Source organism: Micromonospora trifolii (assembly GCF_022229005.1).
In the GTDB taxonomy this organism is placed as follows: Bacteria; Actinomycetota; Actinomycetes; order Mycobacteriales; family Micromonosporaceae; genus Micromonospora; species Micromonospora trifolii.
This window is the reverse complement of record NZ_JAKKFD010000006.1, coordinates 1-21,463: the sequence shown is the minus strand read 5'-3', so window position 1 is coordinate 21,463 and position 21,463 is coordinate 1. Positions and strand designations below refer to the sequence as shown.

General features: G+C 73.4%; 16 protein-coding genes and 1 pseudogene. 12 read left to right on the top strand and 5 right to left on the bottom strand.

Annotation, left to right across the window (positions count from 1 at the left end; translation table 11 throughout):
• The first annotated feature begins 66 nt into the window (after positions 1 to 66).
• The 4 genes from NIE79_RS05195 to NIE79_RS05180 are packed head-to-tail and all read left to right on the top strand — an operon-like array spanning position 67 to position 3,076.
• Positions 67 to 1,005 (top strand): lysylphosphatidylglycerol synthase transmembrane domain-containing protein, encoded by a 939-nt coding sequence (locus tag NIE79_RS05195; RefSeq protein WP_238677465.1) that lies wholly within the window; start codon positions 67 to 69, stop codon positions 1,003 to 1,005.
• Positions 1,006 to 1,063: 58 nt separating this feature from the next.
• Positions 1,064 to 1,747: a GTP cyclohydrolase II gene (locus NIE79_RS05190; protein WP_238677464.1), complete on the top strand. Its 684-nt coding sequence runs from the start codon at positions 1,064 to 1,066 to the stop codon at positions 1,745 to 1,747.
• Complete coding sequence (locus NIE79_RS05185) at positions 1,744 to 2,484, top strand: RibD family protein (protein ID WP_238677463.1); 741 nt, start codon at positions 1,744 to 1,746, stop codon at positions 2,482 to 2,484. The genes NIE79_RS05190 and NIE79_RS05185 overlap by 4 nt, the downstream gene beginning before the upstream one ends.
• A gap of 40 nt (positions 2,485 to 2,524) precedes the next feature.
• Positions 2,525 to 3,076 carry a DinB family protein gene (locus NIE79_RS05180; RefSeq protein ID WP_238677462.1) on the top strand — a complete coding sequence of 184 codons (552 nt, stop codon included), beginning with the start codon at positions 2,525 to 2,527 and terminating at the stop codon, positions 3,074 to 3,076.
• 19 nt (positions 3,077 to 3,095) lie between these two features.
• On the opposite strand, the gene NIE79_RS05175 is transcribed toward NIE79_RS05180, so the two are convergent.
• Positions 3,096 to 4,625 carry an FAD-binding oxidoreductase gene (locus tag NIE79_RS05175; RefSeq protein WP_238677461.1) on the bottom strand — a complete coding sequence of 510 codons (1,530 nt, stop codon included), beginning with the start codon at positions 4,623 to 4,625 and terminating at the stop codon, positions 3,096 to 3,098.
• A gap of 80 nt (positions 4,626 to 4,705) precedes the next feature.
• Between NIE79_RS05175 and NIE79_RS05170 the strand changes: the two genes are divergently transcribed.
• The 4 genes from NIE79_RS05170 (at position 4,706) to NIE79_RS05150 (ending at position 9,390) form a co-directional block, all read left to right on the top strand.
• Positions 4,706 to 5,518 (top strand): TetR/AcrR family transcriptional regulator, encoded by an 813-nt coding sequence (locus tag NIE79_RS05170; RefSeq protein WP_238677460.1) that lies wholly within the window; start codon positions 4,706 to 4,708, stop codon positions 5,516 to 5,518.
• Between the two features lie 10 nt (positions 5,519 to 5,528).
• Positions 5,529 to 5,987, top strand: a complete 459-nt coding sequence (locus tag NIE79_RS05165; protein ID WP_238677459.1) for a GNAT family N-acetyltransferase — start codon at positions 5,529 to 5,531, stop codon at positions 5,985 to 5,987.
• Positions 5,988 to 6,089: 102 nt separating this feature from the next.
• Complete coding sequence (locus NIE79_RS33575) at positions 6,090 to 8,780, top strand: Hsp70 family protein (RefSeq protein WP_274523639.1); 2,691 nt, start codon at positions 6,090 to 6,092, stop codon at positions 8,778 to 8,780.
• Positions 8,781 to 8,817: 37 nt separating this feature from the next.
• Positions 8,818 to 9,390 carry a nucleosidase gene (locus NIE79_RS05150; RefSeq protein ID WP_238677458.1) on the top strand — a complete coding sequence of 191 codons (573 nt, stop codon included), beginning with the start codon at positions 8,818 to 8,820 and terminating at the stop codon, positions 9,388 to 9,390.
• 10 nt (positions 9,391 to 9,400) lie between these two features.
• Here the strand turns inward: NIE79_RS05150 and NIE79_RS05145 are convergent, their stop codons facing one another.
• Both NIE79_RS05145 and NIE79_RS05140 read right to left on the bottom strand, forming a co-directional pair.
• Positions 9,401 to 10,585 (bottom strand): low temperature requirement protein A, encoded by a 1,185-nt coding sequence (locus NIE79_RS05145; RefSeq protein WP_238677457.1) that lies wholly within the window; start codon positions 10,583 to 10,585, stop codon positions 9,401 to 9,403.
• Between the two features lie 95 nt (positions 10,586 to 10,680).
• Positions 10,681 to 11,862, bottom strand: a complete 1,182-nt coding sequence (locus tag NIE79_RS05140) for a low temperature requirement protein A (protein ID WP_238677456.1) — start codon at positions 11,860 to 11,862, stop codon at positions 10,681 to 10,683.
• 172 nt (positions 11,863 to 12,034) lie between these two features.
• Between NIE79_RS05140 and NIE79_RS05135 the strand changes: the two genes are divergently transcribed.
• From NIE79_RS05135 to NIE79_RS05120, 4 genes are all read left to right on the top strand, one after another.
• On the top strand, positions 12,035 to 12,898 hold the full coding sequence (locus NIE79_RS05135; RefSeq protein ID WP_238677455.1) for a S1 family peptidase: 864 nt from the start codon (positions 12,035 to 12,037) through the stop codon (positions 12,896 to 12,898).
• A 94-nt stretch (positions 12,899 to 12,992) separates the two neighbouring features.
• On the top strand, positions 12,993 to 14,018 hold the full coding sequence (locus NIE79_RS05130; protein ID WP_238677454.1) for a sugar kinase: 1,026 nt from the start codon (positions 12,993 to 12,995) through the stop codon (positions 14,016 to 14,018).
• 67 nt (positions 14,019 to 14,085) lie between these two features.
• A complete protein-coding gene (locus NIE79_RS05125; RefSeq protein ID WP_238677453.1) occupies positions 14,086 to 14,694 on the top strand; it encodes a bifunctional 4-hydroxy-2-oxoglutarate aldolase/2-dehydro-3-deoxy-phosphogluconate aldolase in 609 nt (202 codons plus the stop codon).
• A gap of 374 nt (positions 14,695 to 15,068) precedes the next feature.
• Complete coding sequence (locus NIE79_RS05120; RefSeq protein WP_238677452.1) at positions 15,069 to 18,782, top strand: S8 family serine peptidase; 3,714 nt, start codon at positions 15,069 to 15,071, stop codon at positions 18,780 to 18,782.
• A 57-nt stretch (positions 18,783 to 18,839) separates the two neighbouring features.
• Here NIE79_RS05120 and NIE79_RS05115 read toward each other — a convergent pair whose 3' ends face one another.
• Together NIE79_RS05115 and NIE79_RS05110 are read right to left on the bottom strand one after the other, a co-directional pair.
• Entirely contained in the window at positions 18,840 to 20,909 is a 2,070-nt protein-coding gene (locus tag NIE79_RS05115; protein WP_238677451.1) for a penicillin acylase family protein, read from the bottom strand.
• Positions 20,906 to 21,463 (bottom strand): annotated as a pseudogene (locus NIE79_RS05110) (ABC transporter ATP-binding protein); the annotation flags it as partial. The gene NIE79_RS05115 and the pseudogene NIE79_RS05110, both read right to left, overlap by 4 nt.

Below are 21,463 nucleotides of genomic sequence, written 5' to 3'. Positions count from 1 at the left end.
CCGTTCACGCCCTGGGTACGTGCACTAGGGCAAGTGGACGATCTTCAAAGGGGAGGGCCGGCGCCGATGTTCTGGGCCTGGGCACGAGTGGTCGGCGGGGTGGGTCTGCTCGCCGTCCTGCTGTGGCAGGTGGGCGGCGGCCCGTTCCTCGCCGGGGTACGACTGATCGACGCGCCGGCGTTGGCAGCGGCGCTGGTCATCGGGGTGCTCACCACCGTCTGCGCGGCGTGGCGGTGGAGCCTGGTCGCCGGTGGCCTGGGCGTACGCCTGCCGCTGGCGACCGCTGTGGCGCACTGCTACCGGGCCGTGTTCCTCAACGCGACCCTGCCCGGCGGGGTCCTCGGCGACGTGCACCGGGCGGTACGCCACGGCCGCGACGCCGGTGACGTCAGCCGGGGCATCCGCGCGGTGGTCTGGGAGCGCGCTGCCGGGCAGGTGGTCCTGGTCGGGGTCGCACTGGTGGTGCTCGCCGCCTTCCCGTCCCCGGTACGGCAGTACCTGCCGGTCGCCGCCGCGCTGCTCGTGGCCGGCGGGCTGGTCGTCGTGCTGCTGGCGCGGGTCCTGCCCAACGGTGGCGGGTCGCGCTGGGCGACGGGACTGCGGACCGCAGTGGCGGACGTGCGGTCGGGGCTGCTGGCGCGGCGCACCTGGTTCGGTGTGCTGGTCGCCTCGGCCGTGATGGTCGCCGGCCACCTGGCCACCTTCCTGGTGGCGGCACGTACCGCCGGATCGGACGCCCCGCTGTCCCGACTGCTGCCGCTGACGTTGCTCGCCCTTCTCGCCATGGGCCTGCCGTTGAACGTGGCCGGTTTCGGGCCGCGCGAGGGGGTGGCGGCGTGGGTGTTCGGCGCGGCCGGCCTCAGCGCGGCCGAGGGTGTCGCCACCGCCACCGTCTACGGCGCACTGGTGTTGGTGGCCAGCCTGCCCGGAGCCGCCGTGTTGCTGGCCCGCCGGCGTCGAATTCCGGTCGCCGCTCGGGAAGCCGCCTCCGGCGGCGGATGTTGAGTCGGTTGTGAGACGGTACGCGTCGCCAGACGACGGTGGCGCCGGACAGAGGAGTCCCATGCCCGAAGCATTGCCGGTTGCCACGATCCGCACGCAGGTCACTGTGCCGCTGGCGTTTCCGGATGGCTACACCACGACCGCCCGGGTGTTCACCTTCAAGGGCCTGGTGGACGGTCGGGAGCACCTGGCCCTCGGCCTCGGCGACTGGGCGGGCGCCCTGGACCGGCTCGCCGACGGGGGAGCAGCCCCGCTGGTCCGTCCGCACAGCGAGTGCCTGACCGGCGACGTGTTCGGCAGCCAACGCTGCGACTGCGGGCCGCAACTGCGCGAGGCGGTGCAGCGGATCGCCGAGACCGGCGGTTTTCTGCTCTACCTGCGGCAGGAGGGCCGCGGCATCGGCCTGTACGCCAAGCTCGACGCGTACGCGTTGCAGGATGCCGGGTTGGACACCTACCAGGCCAACGTCGCGCTGGGTCGGGGCGAGGACGAGCGGGACTACACCGCCGCCGCGCAGATGCTGGCCACGTTGGGCGTGCCGCGGGTCCGACTGCTGAGCAGCAACCCGGACAAGGCCGAGCAGCTGACCCGGCTGGGTGTGGACGTGGCCGAACGGGTGCTCACCAGCGTCTTCCTCTCCCCGGCCAACGCCGAGTACCTGGCGGCGAAGGCGGCCAAGGCGGCGGAGGTCGAGGCGGCGGATGAGCTGGCGGGTCGTGCTCCCGATCGGCCCGTCTCCCGATGAGCTGGCGGCCGGGGCCGACGCGCCCGTACGTGCTGCTGAGTTGTGCCGCCTCCATCGACGGCTACATCGACGACGCCTCCGAGCAGCGGCTACTGCTGTCCAACGAGGAGGACCTGGACCGCGTCGACGCGGTCCGGGCCAGCTGCGATGCGATACTGGTCGGCGCTGGCACCGTCCGACGAGACGACCCTCGGCTGCTGGTGCGTTCCCCCAGCCGCCGGGCCGAGCGGGTGGCGGCCGGTCGGCCCGCCTCGCCCACCAAGGTCACCCTGACCGCCCAGGGTGACCTCGACCCGACCGCCCGCTTCTTCACCGCCGGTGATTCGGGCCGGCTCGTCTACTGCGCCACGGGGGCGCTGGAGAAGACCGAGGAGCGGGTCGGCGGACTGGCATCGGTGATCGACGCGGGTGAGCCGGTCGACCCGGGGTGGCTGCTGGCCGACCTGGCCGCCCGGGGAGTGCAGCGGTTGATGGTGGAGGGCGGCGGGACGGTGCACGCCCAGTTCCTCGCCGCCGGTCTCGCCGACGAACTGCACCTGGTGGTCGCCCCGTTCTTCGTCGGTGACGGCCGCGCGCCCCGGTTCGTCGGCGAGGGTCGCTTCCCCTGGCACCCGGGTCGCCGCGCCCGCCTGGCCGAGGCCCGCCAGATCGGCGACGTGGTCCTGCTCCGCTACGCCCTCTCCGACCGCTGCTCCACCGACCCGCCCGTCCTACCGTTTGATCATGGGGTGGGTTAATTCGTGGACGGCGGTGCCGGTGGCCCGACAGAATCTCCGGATGTCCGTAGCGCCCCTGGCACTCCTGCGCTGGCAGTTCGACCTGACGTGGTCGCTGTTCGAGTACCACCTTGAGCGGCTCGATCCCGCGGACTTCCTCTGGGAGCCGGCCGACCACTGCTGGTCGGTGCGGCAGAGCACCGACGGCACCTGGACCCCGGACTGGGCCGACACCGAACCCGACCCGGTCCCGGTGCCGACGATCGGCTGGCTCACCTGGCACGTCGGCTGGTGGTGGACGGTGGCGATGGACCATCTCCGGGGTGGATCAGCGCGGCAGCGCACTGCCGTTGTCTGGCCGGGCGCGGGCGAGCCGAGTGTCGCCTGGCTGCGTGGCCTGCGCACCGAGTGGCTGGGCCTGCTCGACCAGCTCGGCGACACCGACCTCGACAGCACCGCGACGTTCCCCTGGCCGGACGGGACCGACCACACCGTCACGCACACGATCGGTTGGGTCAACTCCGAACTGATGAAGAACGTCGCGGAGATCGGTCAGCTCCGGCTGCTCCGCGCCGCCCGGACCGATCAGGACGGCCCGGCCGCCCGACAGTAGGCGACGGTGCCGGGTGCGGTCAGTGGCCGGGTGGTCGTACCGACAGGTCGTGGTGAAAGACGTCGCGGGGGTCCCAACGGGCCTTGACCTGTTGCAGCCGCCGGTAGCTGGACCCGAAGTAGACCTCCGGCCACTGTCGGGTCGCTGTGGTGAGGTCGACGTCGGGATAGTTGATGTAGGCGCCGTCCGGGGGCACACCACCGGTATCGGCGTACATGTCCCGGTAGAACTCGCGGATCCAGGCCAGGTGCCGGGGGTCCGCGGCCGGGTCGGCCCAGCCGGCGAGGTAGAACAGCAGCATTGACGCGTTCCGCTGGACGGCGGCGGTGGCGCTCGGTGCGACTGCGTTGATCGCCCCGCCGTAGGTGTTGAGGCTCAGCGAGCCGGCCGGCAGGTCACCGTCGCGGGTGAGGTGGCGGTAGGCCACGTGCAACTGCCGCTCGGTCAGGGGCGCGCGGTGGAAGGCGGACTTGACCTTCAACCGCCAGCCCTTGCCGTCGTCGCTGTGGCCGCCGAGGGTCGCGGTCAGCCAGGGCAGCGTCTGCGCCGACACGGTCGGCGTGACGCCGACGCCGTCGCCGAGCGCCCGGACGAGTTCGTCGAGCAGGTGTCGGCTGCCGTGCGGCACCTGACCGGCGAGGGTGTGACCGCCGGCCTGCGGGCGGGAGAGGACCAACTCGCCGTACAGGTGCCGGCCCCGGGAGTCGGGCGCGCTGTTGCGGGCGCACCAGCGGCCGAAGTTGCCGGCGAGTCGGTGAAAGCCCGGCTCGTCCATGCCGGCCCACGGCCAGGTGATGGTGAAGTCCCGCACCCGCGCGGGTGGGGCGGGAAGCGAGCGGAACCAGTAGCGGGTGACGACGCCGAAGGTGCCCCCGCCGCCACCGGTGTGCGCCCACCACAGGTCGCGGTGCGGGTCCGTCGGCTCCCGGGTGGCGACCACCGCACGGGCGGTGCCGCCGCGGTCGACCACGACCACCTCCACCGCGTACAGGTGGTCCACCACGAGTCCGTGCAGGCGGGAGAGGCGACCGTAACCGCCACCGGTGATGTGACCGCCGACGCCGACTCCCGGGCACGAGCCACCGGGAACTGTCACCCCCCAGCCCAGAAAGAGCCTGCGGTACGCCTCACCGAGCGTGGCGCCCGCCTCGACCGCGAAGCCGAACCGTCGGGGGTCGTGGTAGACCTCGGTCAGTCCGGACAGGTCGATCACCATCCGGACCGCGGGGTCGTCCACGAACCCCTCGAAGCAGTGCCCGCCGCTGCGTACCGCCACCCGTCGGCCGGTGCGGACGGCATCCTGCACTGCCGCGACGACCTGCTCGGTCGAGCCGACCACGCGCACCTCGTCCGGCGTGCCCACGAACCGTCGGTTGCCGCGGCGGACCAGGTCCGCGTAACGGGGGTCGTCCGGCCGCACCCGGACCGGGCCGAGTGGGGGCACGCCGCCCGCCGGTGGCGCGGCGGCGGAGACCGGGGACGGATGAAGGACGGCGGCGGAGGCGACTGCGCCGACGCGGAGCAGATCTCTGCGGCTGGGCGGATTCATGCCTCCGATCCTGTCGCCACCCAGTCGACGACGTGCAGTACTTTCGTCACACGGAGTGCCGTGACGAAACTGGAGGCGGCGTGCTCAGTGTCCGGTGTGTCGAGTGCGAGGCGGACCTGCCCGTCGGCGCCGGCCGGGGGCGACCACGCCGCTACTGCTCCCGGCGCTGCCAGGCCCGCGCGTACCGCAGGCGTCGTGAGCACGGCCCCACCAGCACCCCGCGTCGAGTGCGGGACCTGCCCGCGCCGACCGGCGGCGACCCGCGCCACCGGTTGGTCGCCCTCGCCGTCGAGGTGGCGGACGCCGGCGGCCTGGACGCCGTCTCCATGCGGGTCCTCGCCCAACGCGCCGGCCTGCCCGCCCACGCCGTGTACCGGCACGTCCGCAACCGGGCCGACCTCCTCGCCGCGATGGCCGAGCAGATCACCGCCACCCGCCCGCCCGGTGCCGCGCCACTACCACCTGATCCGCGCCAACGGCTCGAACGGCTGGCCGGGGACGAGTGGGCGATGTACCGCCGCCATCCCTGGCTGCTGGCCGTCCTCGCCACCGACCGGCCGCCGACCGGGCCGGCGGTACTCGCCATGGTCGACCGGGTGGTGGCGGCGTTCAGCGGCGCCGGATACGACCCGGCCGAGGCGTTCCGCGCCTACCTGGCGCTCAGCGGCTACATCCAGGGCATGGCCCTGCTCATCCGGCGTGAACCCGTCGACACCACCGACCACGCCTGGTGGTCGGCGACCCTCAACCGGCTGGAGCGGACCGGTCGTACCCGGGACCGGCCCTGGCTGGCCGCGGCCGGGCAGACCAGACCCGACACCGACCTGGACACCTGGTTCCAGTTCGGCCTGCGCGGGCTGCTCGACGGCCTGTTGCACAGACCCGCTCGGTAGGGTGGCCGGTGTGCCGCGACTGGTGAAGGTGACCAAAGACAATGTGGAGGCCGCGTGCCGGGTGAGTGTGCGGCCCGACCAGGAGAAGTTCTCGTCCCCGGTCGCCTGGTCCCTCGCCGAGGCGTACGCGCAGCCCGAGATCGCGTGGCCGCGTCTGATCGTCGAGGATGACGAGATCGTCGGCTTCCTGATGGGTTTCTTTGACATCGTGTGGGATCCGGCCCAACCGGCCGACCTGCGCTCGGGGCTGTGGCGGCTGAACATCGCCGCCGAGCACCAGGGCCGGGGGTACGGCCGCTTCGCGGTGCGGGCAGTCCGCGACGAGGCCCGCCGACGTGGCCACGACCGCGTCTACACGACGTGGGAGCCGGGACCGGACGGCCCGGAGCAGTTCTACCTGAAACTCGGGTTCCAGCTGACCGGGGAGACCAGCGAGGACGAGGTGGTGGGCGTCCACTCCGCCCACTGACCGGACGCCACCGACCACCCCGGACCGAGTGATCAGCGGTGCGGCGGGGCCTGCGTACGATGCGGGGTCGAGTTCCCCTCGTCGCGGCGGAGGTATCGGGTAATGGCAGGCCAGCACGAGGGTTTCGCTCTCGGCATCGACCTCGGTACGTCCAACACCGTCGCGGTGCTGCGCTGGCCGGACGGGCGTACCCGTCCGCTGCTGATGGACGGTCAACCGCTCAGTCCGTCCGCCGTCTACGCCGACCCGGACGGCACCCTGCACACCGGCTGGGACGCCCGCCGGCTGGCGCAGGCCGACCCGGCCCGGTTCGAGGCGAACCCGAAGCGTCGGGTGGACGAGCCGACAGTGCAGCTCGGCGACCGCGCGTACCCGCCGGCCGACCTGCTCGCCGCGGTGCTGGCGGCGGTCGCCCGGGCCGCTGTGGGTGCTGTGGGCTTCCTGCCGCCGGCCGTGGTGACCTGCCCGGCCGCCTGGGACGCGACGCGACGGCAGGTCCTGGCTGACGCGCTGCTGCGGGCCGGCTGGCCGCAGGCGGCCGAGCACACCCTCGCCGGGCCGACGCCGCCGGGCACCCGGCTGCTGCGGGAGCCGGTGGCCGCCGCCCGCTACTACACCCAGGTGCTGCACCGTCCGGTGCCGGTCGGCGGGGCGATCGCGGTGTTCGACTTCGGTGGCGGGACGCTGGACGTCGCGGTGCTGCGCAACGAGGGCGCGGACCCCTGGGGTGACTCCGGCTTCAGCGTGGTCGCCGACGGTGGCCTGCCCGACCTGGGCGGTCTGGACCTCGACGCCGCGCTGGTTCAGCGGGTCGGCGAGTTGGTCGGTGAGCGGCACGCCGCGCAGTGGGCCCGGCTGACCCGACCGGTGGATCCGGCGCAGCGCCGCGACCAGGTCCGGCTCACAGACGAGGTACGAGGTGCGAAGGAGACCCTGTCCCGGTCCGCTGTCGCCCCGGTGGCGGTGCCGGGAGTGGCCGAGACGATCCAGCTGACCCGGGCGGACGTCGAGCGGGTGGCCACGCCGCTACTGCGTCGGGCGGTGCAGCGGGCCCGGGAGGTCATCGCCGCCGCCGGCCTGCGCCCCGACCAGCTCGACGGGCTGTTCCTCGTGGGCGGGTCGTCACGGATCCCGCTGGTGGCCCGCATGCTCCACGCCGAGCTGGGGATCGCGCCGACGGTGCTGGACCAGCCCGAGCTGCCGGTGGCCGAGGGCGCCCTGACCGACCTGCCGCTGCGCAAGCCGCTACCCGTCCCGGCGTACGCGGGACCGCCGCTCGCACCACCCGCGCCGGCTCCGGTGATCCCACCCGCACCGGCCGGAGCCCTCGCGCCGGTCGTACCGTCGCAGCCCTGGCCGGGATCCACCCCGCCGGCGGGCCCGCCCCCGGGGCCGGGCCTGGCCGGCCCCACCCCGACCCCGCCGGGCGGCGCGCCCCGCTGGCGGCGGGCGCGCTGGGTGGTGCTCGGCGCGGTGCTGGCCCTGGCCGGGGTGGCCACCGCGGCGACGCTCTACCTGACCCGGGACCGCTACCCGGATCTGGAGTTCGCCTCGCTGCGCGAGCTGTCCCGGCTGTCGGCCGGCGCCGAACGGCCGGTCGACATGTGGACCGCGGTGCTCGACGACCGGGCCTACCTGGCGTTCGCGCTGCCGGACGACCGGCTGGAGGTGGTGGCCGTCGACGCGGGCAACGGCCGCGAGTTGTGGCGCGAGCAGACCGACGTGCGGGCCAACGGCTGGGAGGCGATCATCGCCGTCCCCGGGGCGGTCGCGGTCCTGGCCGACGCGCCGGGCGACAGCACCCCCCGACCGTTTGCCGTCCTCGACGGTCGTACCGGCGAGCAGCGCTGGCAGCGCGTTCTGCGTGGTGACGACGACGTCTACTTCGCCGACGACACGGCGGTGCTGGTGGACCGGGCCGCCGACGAACTGGTCGGCCTGCGCCTGACCGACGGCACGGCGAAGTGGACCCAGCCCAACCCCCGCGGCCAGTACGCCGGTGTCCGTACCGTGGTCCGACCGGTCGGCACCGACGCGGCGGCGGGCGGGCCGGCCTTCCTCGACGGCACGCCCCGTAACCCGTGGACGAGCAAGGAGCGGCGACTCGTCCAGGTGGGTGCGGACCGGTCGGTGCGGCTGCTCGACATGGCATCCGGCGCGGTGCTGCGCCAGTGGGGCAGCGTCGCCGACCTCGACGACCTGGTGGTCGCCCACGAGGACCGCCTGTACGTGGCCGCCAACGAGGGTGGTTACCAGCTACTCGCGTACGACCTGGGCTCCGACGCCGCGCCGGTGGTGCTGCACCGCTCCGGCAACGACGAGTACCGCCCGAAGGAACTGGTGGCCTGCGGTGAGCGGCGGGCCTGCCTGTTGCAGGTGCCGAACAACGACGCCGCACGCACCGAGGTGGTGGCGGCCACCGAGGGGGAGGGCATGATCAGCTGGTCGGTACCGGGCGTGACCGATCTGGTTCCGTTGGGTGAGCAGGTGCTCGCCCAGCGGGAGTTGCCAGAGCCGACAGCCACCGTCTTCGACGCCGCCGGCAAGCCGGTGCTGCGGAACCGGGGCGGGGTGGCGGTCCGCCTGGACGCGGGCAACCTGCTGGTCTTCGCCAAGGCGCCCAGCGGGATCGCGGACAACCGGGTGCTGGCCGGGGTGTGGGCCGAGTCCGGGGAGGTCGACGAGTTGGGTGAGCTGAAGGACGTGCGCAGCTCGTCCTGCTCGTGGAACACCCGCGTGATCGCCTGTGGCGCGGAGAAGGACTTCGTCCTGTACCGCTTCACCGACGACTGACGTGAACGGCCCACCGCTCGGCTCGTACGATGTTCCGGTGAATCTGCGAGGTACGGTCCGCGCCGATCGTCCGTTGGTGGTTCTTGCCGTGGGGGAGGAGGCCCGCTACCTGCCGCCCGACCTGCCGGTCCTGCTCACCGGCATGGGCAAGGTGAACGCCGCCAGCGCGGTGGCCGCGGTGCTGGCCGTCGGGCCGCGCCCCGCCCTGCTGCTCAACCTGGGTACGGCCGGCGCGTTGCGTCCCGGGTTGGTCGGCATCCACGAGGTCGCCACAGTGCTCCAGCACGACCTGGACACCGACCTGCTGCGCACGCTCACCGGGGAGACCTACGGGGCGCCGCTGTCGCTGGCCGCCGAGGGCGCGGTGCTCGCCACCGGTGACACCTTCGTGGCCGACGACGCGGAGCGGGACCGGTTGGCGCAGCGCGCCGACCTGGTCGACATGGAGGGGTACGCGGTGGCCTGGGCGGCCGCGCAGGCCGGCGTGCCGTGCCGGCTGGTCAAGCAGGTCAGCGACGAGGCGGGGGAGGGCGCGGCCCGGACCTGGCAGGAGGCGGTGGACGCGTGCGCCCGGGACCTCGCCGAGTGGGCCGCCCGACACGTCGTCTGAACAGGCAGGGTCAGTCGTCGGATTGCCGCATCCGCAGGCCCGGTGTGGTCTCCCGGGCCGCTCCGGGGATCAGGATGTGCGCCGCCAGCGTGAGCGCCACGACCGCGGTGACCAGCAGCGGCGGCCAGCGGCCGGCCCACGGCAGCGTCAGCAGGGGCAGGGGGAGGCAGAGCATTCGTCGCCATGGCACGACCATGGACACCAGCAGGGTGAACAAAGCGCGGCCGATCACGAACAGCGCGGGGCCGCCCAGGATCAGTAACAGCCACCCCACCGGCGTGGTGCCGGTCGGCCGGCTGACGACAAGGTCGAACGAGGCCGCCGTGGCGACCACCCCGGCCAGCATCACCAGATGGGTGTACGGAGCCACCCGGGCCGGCCGGCCCGACTTCGGCCCGGCCCCAGCCTCCAGCAACTCGCCGGCCCGGAAGACGTAGACCTGCCAGAGCAGCAGCATGATGGCGAACGCGCAGAACAGCGCGGCGACCCGGAGCCCGGCCAGCGGGCCCCGGCTGACCTGCAACGTGGGAACCAGGATGATGTCGCCGAGGGCCAGGATGATGAACTGCTGGTACCGCTCGCCCAGATGCGCGGTGGTCCGCTCGTACTGCTCGGAGGGCACCCGGCCCAGCCAGGGCGTGGGGTAGCGGGCTGCCGCGGAGAGCAGGTCGATCGTGATGGCGATGGTCCAGAGGGTCCAGTTCACAGTGCCGGACGCCGCGCCGGTGATCCAGAGGACGCCGGACACCACGAACCAGAAGAAGAACCGGGCGGCCCGGACCATGGCCGCCCGATGTCGCTTCCGGTACAACGTCGTGACCAGGATGATGCCGCGGATCACGTGCGTGCCGACGTAGGAGATCGCGAAGACCATCGCGTGTCCGTCGGAGACCATCGGCAACGATGCCGCCATCCCCACCGAACCGACCATCGCGACCATCAGGATGGCCTGGATGGGGCGTTGCTGCGGGTCGTAGAACTCGGTGGTGGTGGAGGTGACCGACCAGGTCCACCAGATCGCTGTCAGCATCAGCAGGACCATCGCGGCGCCGGACCAGTTGTGACGTTGCGCGAGCAGGGTCGAGGTCAGCGCGAGCGAGGCCACGAAGACCACGTCGAAGAGCAACTCCAGCAGCGTGGCCCGGGTCGAACCGTCCGGCCGGCGTACCAGCGCCGCGGTGCCTCCGGTGGTCATGCCCGGCCTCCCGCCGTGTCTCCGAAAATTATCGGCGGTGCCGGTGCGGCCCGTCCCCGGATCGGCGATTCCCGCCGCACGGGAGGGGGCAGGGGTCAGTCGGCGGGTTGCCGCAGCCGCAGGCCCGGCGTGGTCTCCCGGGCTGCTCCGGGAAACAGGATGTGACCGGCCAACCCGAGCGCCACGATCGTGGCCACCAGCACCGGCGGCCAACCACCGGCCCACGGCAGCACCAGCAGCGGCAGGAGCTGCCAGGCAATTCGCCGCCACGGCACTACCCGCGACACCGCCATGGTGAACAGGACGCGGCCGACCACGAACAGCGTCGGGCCGGTGATGATCAGCACGAGCCACGGCACCGGCGTCGTTCCGGTCGGCCTGGTGACGACCAGGTCGAAGGTGGCGGCAGTGGCGGCCACGCCGGCCAGCATGACCAGATGGGTGAACGGAGCCAGCCGTGTTGCCCGGCTCCCCTTGGAGCCGGCTGCCACCAACAACTCGCCGGCGCGGAAGACGTAGATCTGCCAGAGCAGCAGCATTGTGGCAAAGGCGCAGAGCAGGGAGGTGAGCCGGAGGTGATCGAGGTGGCCCCGGCTGACCTGCAGCGTCGGCAACAGGATGATGTCGCCGAGGGCCAGGATGATGAACTGTTGGTACCGCTCGCCCAGGTGCTCGGTGGTTCGCCCGTACTGGGGGAGCGGCACCCGGCCCAGCCGGGGTGTGGGGTAGCGGGCCGCCCCGGCGACCAGGTCGATCGCTATGGCGATCGTCCAGAGCCCCCAGTTCGGGGTCTCCGACAGCGCGCCGAGGACCCAGAAGACGCCGGACACCGTGAACCAGAAGAGAAACCGGGTGGCCCGCTCCCTGGCCGTCCGGTGCCCCTGCCGGTGCAAGGCGGTGACCAGGATGACGCAGCGAATCACGTGCGTGCCGACGTACGAGATCACGAAGAGCATCAGGTGCGCGACGCTGACCATCGGCAGCGATGCCGCCATCCCCACCGATCCGACCATGGCGATCATCAGGATGGCCTGGATCGGGCGTTGCTGCGGGTCGTAGAACTCGGTAGTGGTCGCGGTGACCGACCACGTCCACCAGACGGCGGTCAGCATCAGCAGCAGTTTGGCGCCGCCGGACCAGGAGAGCTCTTCGGACAACAGTTTCGAGGTCAGTGCGAGCGCGGCCACGAAGACCACGTCGAAGAGCAGCTCCAGCAGCGTGGCCCGGGTCGACTGGTCCCGCCGGCGTACCAGCGCCGCATTCCCGTTGGTGGTCATGCCCGGCCTCCCGCCGCGTCTCCCGGGGAATTATCGGCGGCCCCGACACGGGCCGTCCCCGGATCGGCGATTCCCGCTGGTCGGGGAAGAGGGCGGCTTGAGGTTGCCAGGGCGTCGGACGCCGGGTGATGCTTTACCGCATCCATTAATCTCGATCTCTTCGGAGGTTCGGATGCGCCGCTCCCCGCTGGCCGCCCTCGTCCTGACCATCCTGCTGCTCGTCGCGCCCGGCGCGGCGCAGGCCGCTGTCCCCGACCGGGCGGCCGCGCCCGCCGCCGACCCGGCGGCCCTGCTGACCGGGGTACGCACACCGGGTGCCGCCTGGGGTCTCGACCCCGCCACCGGCCGGATGACGCTCACCCTCGACGACACCGTGGACCCCAGCGAACTGGCCGCGGTGCGGGCGGTGACCGACCGGGCCGGCGTGCTGCTGCGCCGCGAACCCGGAACGCTGCGCCCCCTGATCGCCGGCGGGCAGAGCATCTACGGCGGCGGTGGGGCGCGCTGCTCGCTCGGCGCGAACGCGCGCAGCGGCAGCACCTACTACGTGATCACCGCCGGGCACTGCACCACCGCCGCCGCCACCTGGTACGCCGACAGCGCCCAGACCACAGTGCTCGGCACCCGCACCGCCACCAGCTACCCCACCAACGACTACGGGCTGATCCGCTACACCGGCCGGATCGCCCACCCGAGCGCTGTCTACACCTACCCCGGCCTGCTGACCATCAACGGCCCCGGCAACGCGTCCATCGGTCAGGCGGTGTGCCGCAGCGGCAGCACCACCGGCGTGCGCTGCGGCACCGTCACCGGTCTCAACCAGACCGTCAACTACGCCACCGGCGTGATCTACGGCCTGATCCGCACCAACATCTGCGCCGAGCCGGGGGACAGCGGCGGGCCGCTGTACGTGGCCTCCACCGGCAGGATCCTCGGCATCCTCTCCGGCGGCACCGGCAACTGCACCGCCGGCGGCACCACCTACTACCAGCCGATCGCTGAGGTGCTGGCCGCGTACGGGCTGACGTTGCCCTGAGCGTCGAGGTGTGACGCGCGACAGGTTGCCCGTCCCGCGCGGGACACCTAGGCTCGGCGACGCCCAGCACCCCCGCCGCGAGGACGTGTGCCCGATGCCGACCGCCCCCCGACCTGACCAGGCGAGTGTCCCGGCCGGCCTTCCGTCGATCGAGGTGGCCGCGGTGGGGGAGACGATGGTGGTGCTCTGCCCCGCGCCGGGTGAGCCGCTGGAACGCGCCGAGCGGGTCGAGGTCTCGGTCGGTGGGGCCGAGTCCAACGTGGCAGGTTACCTGGCCCGCCTGGGACACCTCACGACCTGGGTGAGCCGGGTCGGCGACGACCCCTTCGGTCGGGCCGTCGTCCGGCACGTCGCCGCGGCCGGCGTCCGCGTCGACCAGGTGTGCGTGGACCCGACCGCCCCCACCGGCCTGTACGTCAAGGACCCCGGCCCGGAGGGGACCGCAGTGCACTACTACCGGGCCGGGTCGGCGGCCGCCCGGATGGACCCCGCCACGCTGGCCGACCCGGCGCTGGCCGGCGCCCGGGTGCTGCACCTGTCCGGGATCACCCCGGCGCTCTCCGCGTCCTGCCGGGCGCTGGTCGAGCACGCGGTGACCGACCGACCGCTGGCGGAGGCCCTGGTCAGTTTCGACGTCAACCACCGGGCCCGACTGTGGCCCGCCGAGCAGGCCGCGCCGGTGCTGCGCGACCTCGCCAACCGCTGCGACCTCGTCTTCGTCGGGCAGGACGAGGCGGAGACCCTCTGGGGCACCACCGACCCGACGGCCGTACGCGAGCTGTTGCCCGACCCGGAGACGGTGGTGGTCAAGGACGGCGCGGTGGGCGCCACCGCGCTGGTTCGCGACGCCGAACCGGTCTTCGTGCCCGCGCCCCGGGTGACAGTGGTCGAGCCGGTCGGCGCCGGAGACGCCTTCGCCGCCGGCTACCTGGCCGGGCTGCTACGCGGCCTCGACCCGGTGCGGCGGTTGCGCCTCGGTCACCTCGTCGCGGCGCAGGCGTTGACCAGCAGCGGCGACAACGCGCCGGTCCCGCAGTGGGCCTGGTTCGAGAAACTCGTCGACGCCCCCGCCGACGCCTGGTCGCCGCTCGACCTGACCGACCCGGGGGCGACGACCTGAGTCGGGTCGGCGGAACGCGACCCGACCAGCAACAACAGTCCCACCGCGACCTCGGATGGAGTGCACCATGACCACACCGGACTTCGACCACATCTTCGGCGGTGCGCGGGTGATGGCGATCCTGCGCGGCCTGCCGGTCGCCGAGACCGTTCGGCTCGCCGAGCGTGCCTGGGACCTCGGCATCGACGTGGTGGAGGTTCCGGTGGCCACCGCCGACGCGGTGCCGGCGCTGCGGGCCGCCGTCGAGGCGGGGGCCGAGCGCGACCGGATCGTCGGCGCCGGCACCGTGCTCGACGTCGAACAGGTCGCCGCGGCGGCCGACGCGGGCGCCCGGTTCACCGTCGCGCCCGGCCTGGACCTCGCGGTCGCCGACGCCGCCGCCGCACGTGGACTGCCGCACCTGCCCGGTGTGGCCACCCCCACCGAGGCCCAGCAGGCACTGCGGCACGGCCTCACCTGGCTCAAGGCGTTCCCCGCGATCTCCCTCGGGCCGGCCTGGTTCAAGGCCGTCGCCGGCCCGCTGCCGCAGTTGCGCTTCGTCGCCACCGGCGGCCTGGACGCCAGCAACGCAGAAGCGTTCCTACAAGCAGGAGTACGTGTCGTGGCAGTCGGCTCAGCCCTCTCCGACCCCACCCAACTAGACGCCCTAGCCAAGCTAACCCGCCCCACCCCCTAACCCACCCACCCGCCCCACCGCCCTCCCCGCCCCGCCGCCCTCCCCGCCCCGCCGCCCTCCCCGCCCCGCCGCCCTCCCCGCCCCGCCACCCTCCCTCCCCGCCGCCCCGCCCCGCCGATCTTGCACTTGCGGTTGCCGATGCGCCCTGATTCGCGGCTTTGGTCGCGACACAAAGTGCAAGATCGGCGCGGGGGGCGGGGGCGGGAGGCGGGGTGGGGCGAGGGAGGGAGGGCTGCGGGGGCGGGGACGGGGGAGAGCGGGGTGGGTGGCGGGTTTGTGCCATGGCGTAAGTGCGTCGGGGATGAGGGCGGGGTTGGGGTGGGCTCTGCGTCGATGCTGTGGTGCGTACCACTTCTCGACACAAAGAGGTCATCGTGGCTCTGTCTCACCGGCGCCGCCGAACCGGGCTGATCGCCCTCGGCGCTGCCCTCACCCTGGCGGCCGGGTTCACCCCACCCGGCGCGGGAGCGGCCGCCGCCCCGCCGAACAGCGCCGACCGCCCGGCGGGTCAACCCCCGGCCGCCGCCGGACGCGCCTCCACCGTCACCCTGATCACCGGTGACACGGTCACCGTCACCACCGCGGCGGACGGCAGCACTGTGTCGACAGTGCGCCGGCCGGACGGCAGCACCCCCACGTTCCACCGCACCGTGCGCGACGGCGACACCTACGTCTACCCGGACGCCGCGCTGTCCTATGTGACCGGCGGTGTGCTGGACCGGCAATTGTTCAACGTCACCGACCTCATCGCCGACGGCTACGACGACGCGCACACCGACGCGCTTCCGCTGATCGTCACGATGACCGACGCGGCGGCCCGCAACCGCACCCGCCCCGCCGTGGACGGCGCCGAGCTGATCCGACAGTTGGACAGCGTGCAGGGCGCGGCACTGACCCGCCAGCGCGCCACCGCCGAGCGGTTCTGGACCGCCCTGACCGCCGGTTCGACCCGGCGTACGGGTGACGCCCCGACCCTGGCCAACGGCATCGCCAAGGTCTGGTTGGACGGCCGGGTGCACGCCGACCTGACCGAGTCCACAGCGCAGATCGGCGCACCGAAGCTGTGGGCCGAGGGCAACACCGCAGCCGGTGTCGACGTCGCGGTGCTCGACTCGGGGGCGGACGCCGAACACCCCGACCTCGTCGGCCAGATCGCCGAGTCCAGCAGCTTCGTGCCCGAAGAGCCCGACATCCTCGACTACAAGGGCCACGGCACGCACGTCGCCTCGACGATCGCCGGCACCGGCGCCGCGTCCGGTGGCGCCGAGCGGGGTGTCGCCCCCGGCGCCCGGCTGCACATCGGCAAGGTCCTCAACAGCGAGGGCAGTGGACAGAACTCGTGGATCATCGCCGGCATGGAGTGGGCGGCCCGGGAGCAGAAGGCCCGGGTGGTCAGCATGAGCCTGGGCGGTGAGGCCACCGACGGCAGCGACCCGATGAGCCAGGCGGTCGAGCGACTCAGCGCCGAGACCGGCGCCCTCTTCGTGATCGCCGCAGGCAACAGTGGCCCGGCCACCATCGGCAGCCCGGGTGCCGCCGACTCCGCGCTCACAGTGGGCGCTGTCGACAACACCGACCACCTCGCCGACTTCTCCAGCCAGGGTCCGCGCGCCGGCGACGGAGGGCTCAAGCCCGAGATCACCGCCCCCGGCGTGGACATCCTGGCGGCCCGCTCGCACCTGGTGCGGGGCGGCTCCGGCGACTACACGCTGATGAGCGGCACGTCGATGGCCACCCCGCACGTGGCCGGCACTGCCGCGCTGGTCGCCGCCGCGCACCCGGGCTGGACCGGTCAGCGGATCAAGGAAGCGCTGGTCAGCACGGTCAAGGCCACCCCCGAGTACACCCCGTACCAGGCGGGCGCCGGTCGGGTCGACGCGGTCGCCGCCGCGCGCGCCACAGTCTTCGCCACCCCGAGCGCCTACTCCGGCTTCCAGGCGTGGCCGCAGCAGCCGGGCATGTCCGTCGACCGTACTGTCACTTACACCAACGTCGGCAGCACGCCGGTCGCCCTGAAGCTGGCCCTCGACGCGGCCACCGCGCCGGCCGGCCTGTTCGCGCTCTCCGCCGACCGGGTCAGCGTGCCGGCGGGCGGCACCGCCACCGTCACGGTGACCGCCGCGTACGACAAGCTGCCGGTGGAGAAGCAGGTCAGCGGCATGATCGTCGCCACCGACGACGCCGGTGCGGTGCGCGGTCGCACCCTGATCGGCGCCGGCAAGGAGGGCCAGCGGCAGAACCTGACGCTGGTCGCCAGGGACCGTGACGGCAAGCCGCTCGTCGGCAAGGTCATCCTCACCACCGACACCCTGTTCACCGCCGTGGACCTGCCCGAGAGCGGCACCGCCACGCTGCGGCTTCCGGTGGCGAGCTGGAACGGTTGGATCTCCGCGGACGTGCGCGGCGTGCACGGACCGCACTCCAAGGGCATGGCGATGCTCAGCTTCACCGATGTGAACCTCGACCGGGACCGCACCGTCACCCTGGACGCGCGCGCCGCCCGACAGGTGCAGGCCCGGGTGCCGCAGGAGGCCACCGCCAGCGCGCTGCGGATGGACATCCACAGGTCCACGAAGAACGGGCTCACCGAGAGCCAGGTGCTGCCCGACGATTCGTACGACAGCATGTGGGCGTTGCCGACGAGCCGTCCGGTGACCGACGGCGAGTTCGAGTTCGGCGCCCGGTGGCGGCTGGAGCAGCCGGCCCTGACCGTCTCGGCGGGCGGTCGCTCGTACGACGATCTGCTGGTGAAGCGGGCGGCCCCGGCGCTGCCGGCCGGTCGTCGCCAGCTGGACGCGGCCTACGTCGCCGACGCGTCGGCGGCGGGGCTGGCCAAGCGTCCGGTCCGGGACCGGGCCGTGGTGGTGCGCCGCAGTGACAGTGTGGACATCGCCACCCAGGCGCAGGCCGCCGCGGCGGCCGGAGCGAAGCTGCTGCTCGTGGTCAACGACGGCGTCGGTCGGCTCCAGCCGTGGGACGAGGCGCCGTGGAGCCCGGAGAGCCCGGCCCCGGTCACCGTGGCCACCCTCGGCGCCGACGAGGGTGGTCAGCTCATCGCCGCGCTGGAGAGCGGCCCGGTGCGGCTCACCGTCGAGTCGCACCCGGAGACCAGCTACCTGTACGACGTGGCGCACCACTGGACCGGCACGGTGCCGGCCGACCCCACCTACCAACCCACGAAGCGGCAGTTGGCCCGGGTCGACGTGGAGTTCCGCAACTACCGGCAGGGCAAGGCGCTGGAGTTCCGCACCGACGTCTGGCGCGGTTGGGCGTCGAGCAACCAGGAGCCGGCCCCGGCGCAGGGCCGGCGTACCGACTGGGTGAGCGCCGACCAGCGGTGGATCGACGATGCGTTCATCGCCGGTGAGACCGGTCAGCACCTGATGGGGGCGACCACGTACCCGGCCGGCAAGCCGAGCGCCGTCACCTGGTTCGGGCCGATCCAGCGACCCCGGATGGGCGGCAGCTACGTGCCGGTCCGGTACCTGGACACCGTCTACCTGCCCGCGCCCGGGTGGGGCGACGGGGGCGGCCACATCGGTGAGGCGTACGCGAACTACGACATGGTCAACCGGACCACCCTCTACCAGGGCGACAAGGAGCTGAACTGGGGTAACGCCGAGTACCTCCAGGTCGCCGGGCTGGCGTCCCAGCGACTGCCGTACCGGCTGGTGGTGGAGAACGACAGGGCCGCGTGGACCAACCCGTACTCCCGGCAGACCCGCACCGAGTGGGGATTCCACTCCGCGGTCACCGGGGAGGAGTCGGCCGAGGTGCTGCCGATGATCCAGCTGGACTACCAGGTGGCCATCGATTCCGCCGGCACGGCGTCGCGGCGGGCACCGCTGACAGTGGTCGCCTCCCACCTGCCCGACGTCACCGGCACGATCGGCGCGGTGACCGTCGAGGTGTCCTACGACGACGGGGCGACCTGGCAGAAGCAGCGGCTGACCCGGCACGGCGACGGCTGGCGTACCTCGTTGGCGGCACCGGCGAAGGCCGGCTTCGTGAGCCTGCGCACCACGGCGCGGGACACCGCCGGCAACACAGTGAGTCAGAGCATCAGCCGGGCGTTCGGCCTGCGCTGACTGTGCGGCCGGCCGCCGTCCGGGGTGCCTCGCGCACCCCGGCGGCGGCCGGTGCCGTCAGTGGAGTTCCTCGGTGAGCTGGTCCCAGTCCGTGATGACCGGCAGCAGCTCGCCGGCCAGCCAGGCGGGGCTCTGGTCGTCGTGGTGCGGGTCGCTGGGCACCCCGCAGGTGCCCAGCGGGACCACCCAGCGGCTGTCGGCGCGGCGGGCCAGGTCCCACACGAAGCGCGCCGCCGGCCCCCGGAAGCACCAGTGGGTGACCCCGGGCACGCTGGAGGTGGCCAACACGCAGTCGTGGTCACCGCCGAGCCGGGGGCCGGGCCCGACGTCCGGGCCGGGCAGGGCCCGCCAGGGCGCCAGCCGGTGCAGGTCTCCCCAGGTCACCTGCCCGGCCGCCGCGTCGGCGACCTCCTCGGCCGCCGCGCGTACCAGCGCGGTGATGTCCACACCGGGCAGCGGGGTCGCGCCGAGCAGGTGCTCCAGCGCGTGACCGACGCGCGGCGTCAGCGCCAGCCAGGGCGCGAACACCTCGGGGTACGCGGGCAGCTCAGCCAGTGCGGCCAGCGTCGGGTGGGCGGCGATCCGGCGTACGACAGCCGCCCGCAGGATGGCATAGGCCGCCGCGTCGGTGCTGTCGGCGGACATCCGGCGGTCCCAGCGCAACAGTCGTTCCCGCAGCGCGGCGGCGGCCGGACCGAGCCCGGTCGACTCGGCGAGCACCGCCAGCAGCGGCCCGGCCGCGCCCAGGTAGGTGTCGGTGTGCACAGAGGCCATCTCGTCGGCCGTCCACGCCGAACGGGCGTCGAGCAGCTCGGCGATGCGACGCGCCCGGTGCGGTGGGGCGAACTCCACCCCGAGCGGCGCGGCCAGCCCGCGCTCGTTGGCCATCACCGACCGACCCACCACCTCGGCGCGGGGCATCGGCGCGTGCCAGCCCTGCCAGGCGTGCGCGGCGTCCCATCCGGGGACCACCCGCCGGCCGTTCTCCGGGTGCCGCACCGGCACCGCCCCGGCGACCCGGTACAACAGCCCTCCGGCGGTGTCCGCCGCCTGGACCACGTTGACCGGCTCCACCCAGTGCCGCAGCGCATGGTCCACATCGGCCACGGTGCGGGCACGCAGAAGCTCCGGCAGTGTCGCGAAACCGAGGTCGCCCCGGACCCGCGGCGGGTAGCGCAGGCTGACGGCGATGTCGTCGTCCGGCCCACCGGCGATAACCGGGCCACTGTCGGTCTCCACCACCTCGACCTCGACCGGGTCGGCGCCGGCCACCTCGATCGTCTCGACGTGGCGGTGCACCGGTCGCCAGCCGTCCGGGCCGAGCGCCTGCACCCGGGGGCCGTCGCGGCGCAGCCGCTCCGCGTACACGTCCTGGTAGTCGGCCATCGCGTTGGTGATGGCCCAGGCCACCGGACCGGTGTGCCCGAAGTGCGCGATGCCCGGCACACCCGGCACCGCCAACCCGACCACGTCGTACTCCGGGCAGGCGAGCCGGATCTGCTGGTAGACGCCGGGATCCTCGATGAACCGGTGCGGATCGCCGGCGAGCAGCGCCGCCCCGGTGCCGGTGCGCTCGGCGGCGAGCAGCCATCCGTTGCTGCCGGCCACCGCCGGCCCGTCGGTGGCGAACAGGTCGATAGCGTCCGGCCCGAGCCGCTGCGCCACGTGCTCGCGCCAGAGCTTGCCGGGGAACCCGGCGAACAGGATGTGGTGGCCCAGCCAGACCGCGAGCGGTGTCCACGGCTCCCACCGACCCGGGCGCAGCCCGGTGGCGGCGAACTCCGGTGACCGGGCCGCCCCGGCGGCGAGACCGGCGTTGACGCCGTCCACGTAGGCACCCACCCACTCGGCGGTCGCCGGGTCCAGTGCGGCGTGGCAGCGGCGTGCGGTGTCGTCGAGCCGGACCTGCCGGACGAACCGGTCCCAGCCGAGCGCGTCGGGGCCGAGGAACGCCGCGCTGGTGCCCTGGGCGCGGTGCCGTTCCACCTCGATCTGCCAGGCCCGGTCGTACGCGGTCACCCGGCCCTGCGCCACCGCCAGCGCGAGCGGGTCGTCGGCCCGCAGGTGCGGCACCCCCCACGGGTCGCGGAAACGCCGCTCGCCACTTCGCTCGCTGCGCTCGCTCACGCCGGCTCCGGGGCCAGGGTGCTGGCGCGGCGTCGGGCCGCGGGAACGACCAGCGGGGTGCCCGTCTCCGGGTCGTCGATCACCCGGCAGGGCAGCCCGAACACCTCCGCCACCAGCTCGGCGGTGACCACCGACGCGGGCTCCCCGGCGGCCACCACGCGTCCGTCGCGCATGGCGATCAGGTGGGTGGCGTAGCGGGCCGCGTGGTTCAGGTCGTGCAGCACCGCGACAAGGGTGCGGCCCTGCTCCTCGTGCAGCCGGGCGCAGAGGTCCAGGATCTCGATCTGGTGGGCGATGTCGAGGTACGTGGTCGGCTCGTCGAGCAGCAGCAGGGGCGTCTGCTGGGCCAGTGCCATGGCGATCCAGCAGCGCTGCCGCTGCCCGCCGGACAGCTCGTCCCCCGCCCGTCCCGCGAGGTCGTAGACCCCGGTCGCGGCAATCCACTACTCCACGACCCGCTCGTCCTCGCACGACCACTGCCGCCTCCGCCCCTGGTGGGGGTAGCGACCCGTGGCGCCCAGACGCGCGACCCGGCGGCCGCCCGGGTCGGTCTC

Coding starts and splice junctions, on each gene's coding strand:
- NIE79_RS05140 (WP_238677456.1), bottom strand. CDS start 11,862: ATGACCACCAACGGGAATGCGGCGCTGGTACGCCGGCGGGACCAGTCG.
- NIE79_RS05145 (WP_238677457.1), bottom strand. CDS start 10,585: ATGACCACCGGAGGCACCGCGGCGCTGGTACGCCGGCCGGACGGTTCG.
- NIE79_RS05175 (WP_238677461.1), bottom strand. CDS start 4,625: ATGAATCCGCCCAGCCGCAGAGATCTGCTCCGCGTCGGCGCAGTCGCC.
- NIE79_RS05125 (WP_238677453.1), top strand. CDS start 14,086: ATGACCACACCGGACTTCGACCACATCTTCGGCGGTGCGCGGGTGATG.
- NIE79_RS05180 (WP_238677462.1), top strand. CDS start 2,525: ATGTCCGTAGCGCCCCTGGCACTCCTGCGCTGGCAGTTCGACCTGACG.
- NIE79_RS05195 (WP_238677465.1), top strand. CDS start 67: ATGTTCTGGGCCTGGGCACGAGTGGTCGGCGGGGTGGGTCTGCTCGCC.
- NIE79_RS05130 (WP_238677454.1), top strand. CDS start 12,993: ATGCCGACCGCCCCCCGACCTGACCAGGCGAGTGTCCCGGCCGGCCTT.
- NIE79_RS33575 (WP_274523639.1), top strand. CDS start 6,090: ATGGCAGGCCAGCACGAGGGTTTCGCTCTCGGCATCGACCTCGGTACG.
- NIE79_RS05185 (WP_238677463.1), top strand. CDS start 1,744: ATGAGCTGGCGGCCGGGGCCGACGCGCCCGTACGTGCTGCTGAGTTGT.
- NIE79_RS05135 (WP_238677455.1), top strand. CDS start 12,035: ATGCGCCGCTCCCCGCTGGCCGCCCTCGTCCTGACCATCCTGCTGCTC.
- NIE79_RS05190 (WP_238677464.1), top strand. CDS start 1,064: ATGCCCGAAGCATTGCCGGTTGCCACGATCCGCACGCAGGTCACTGTG.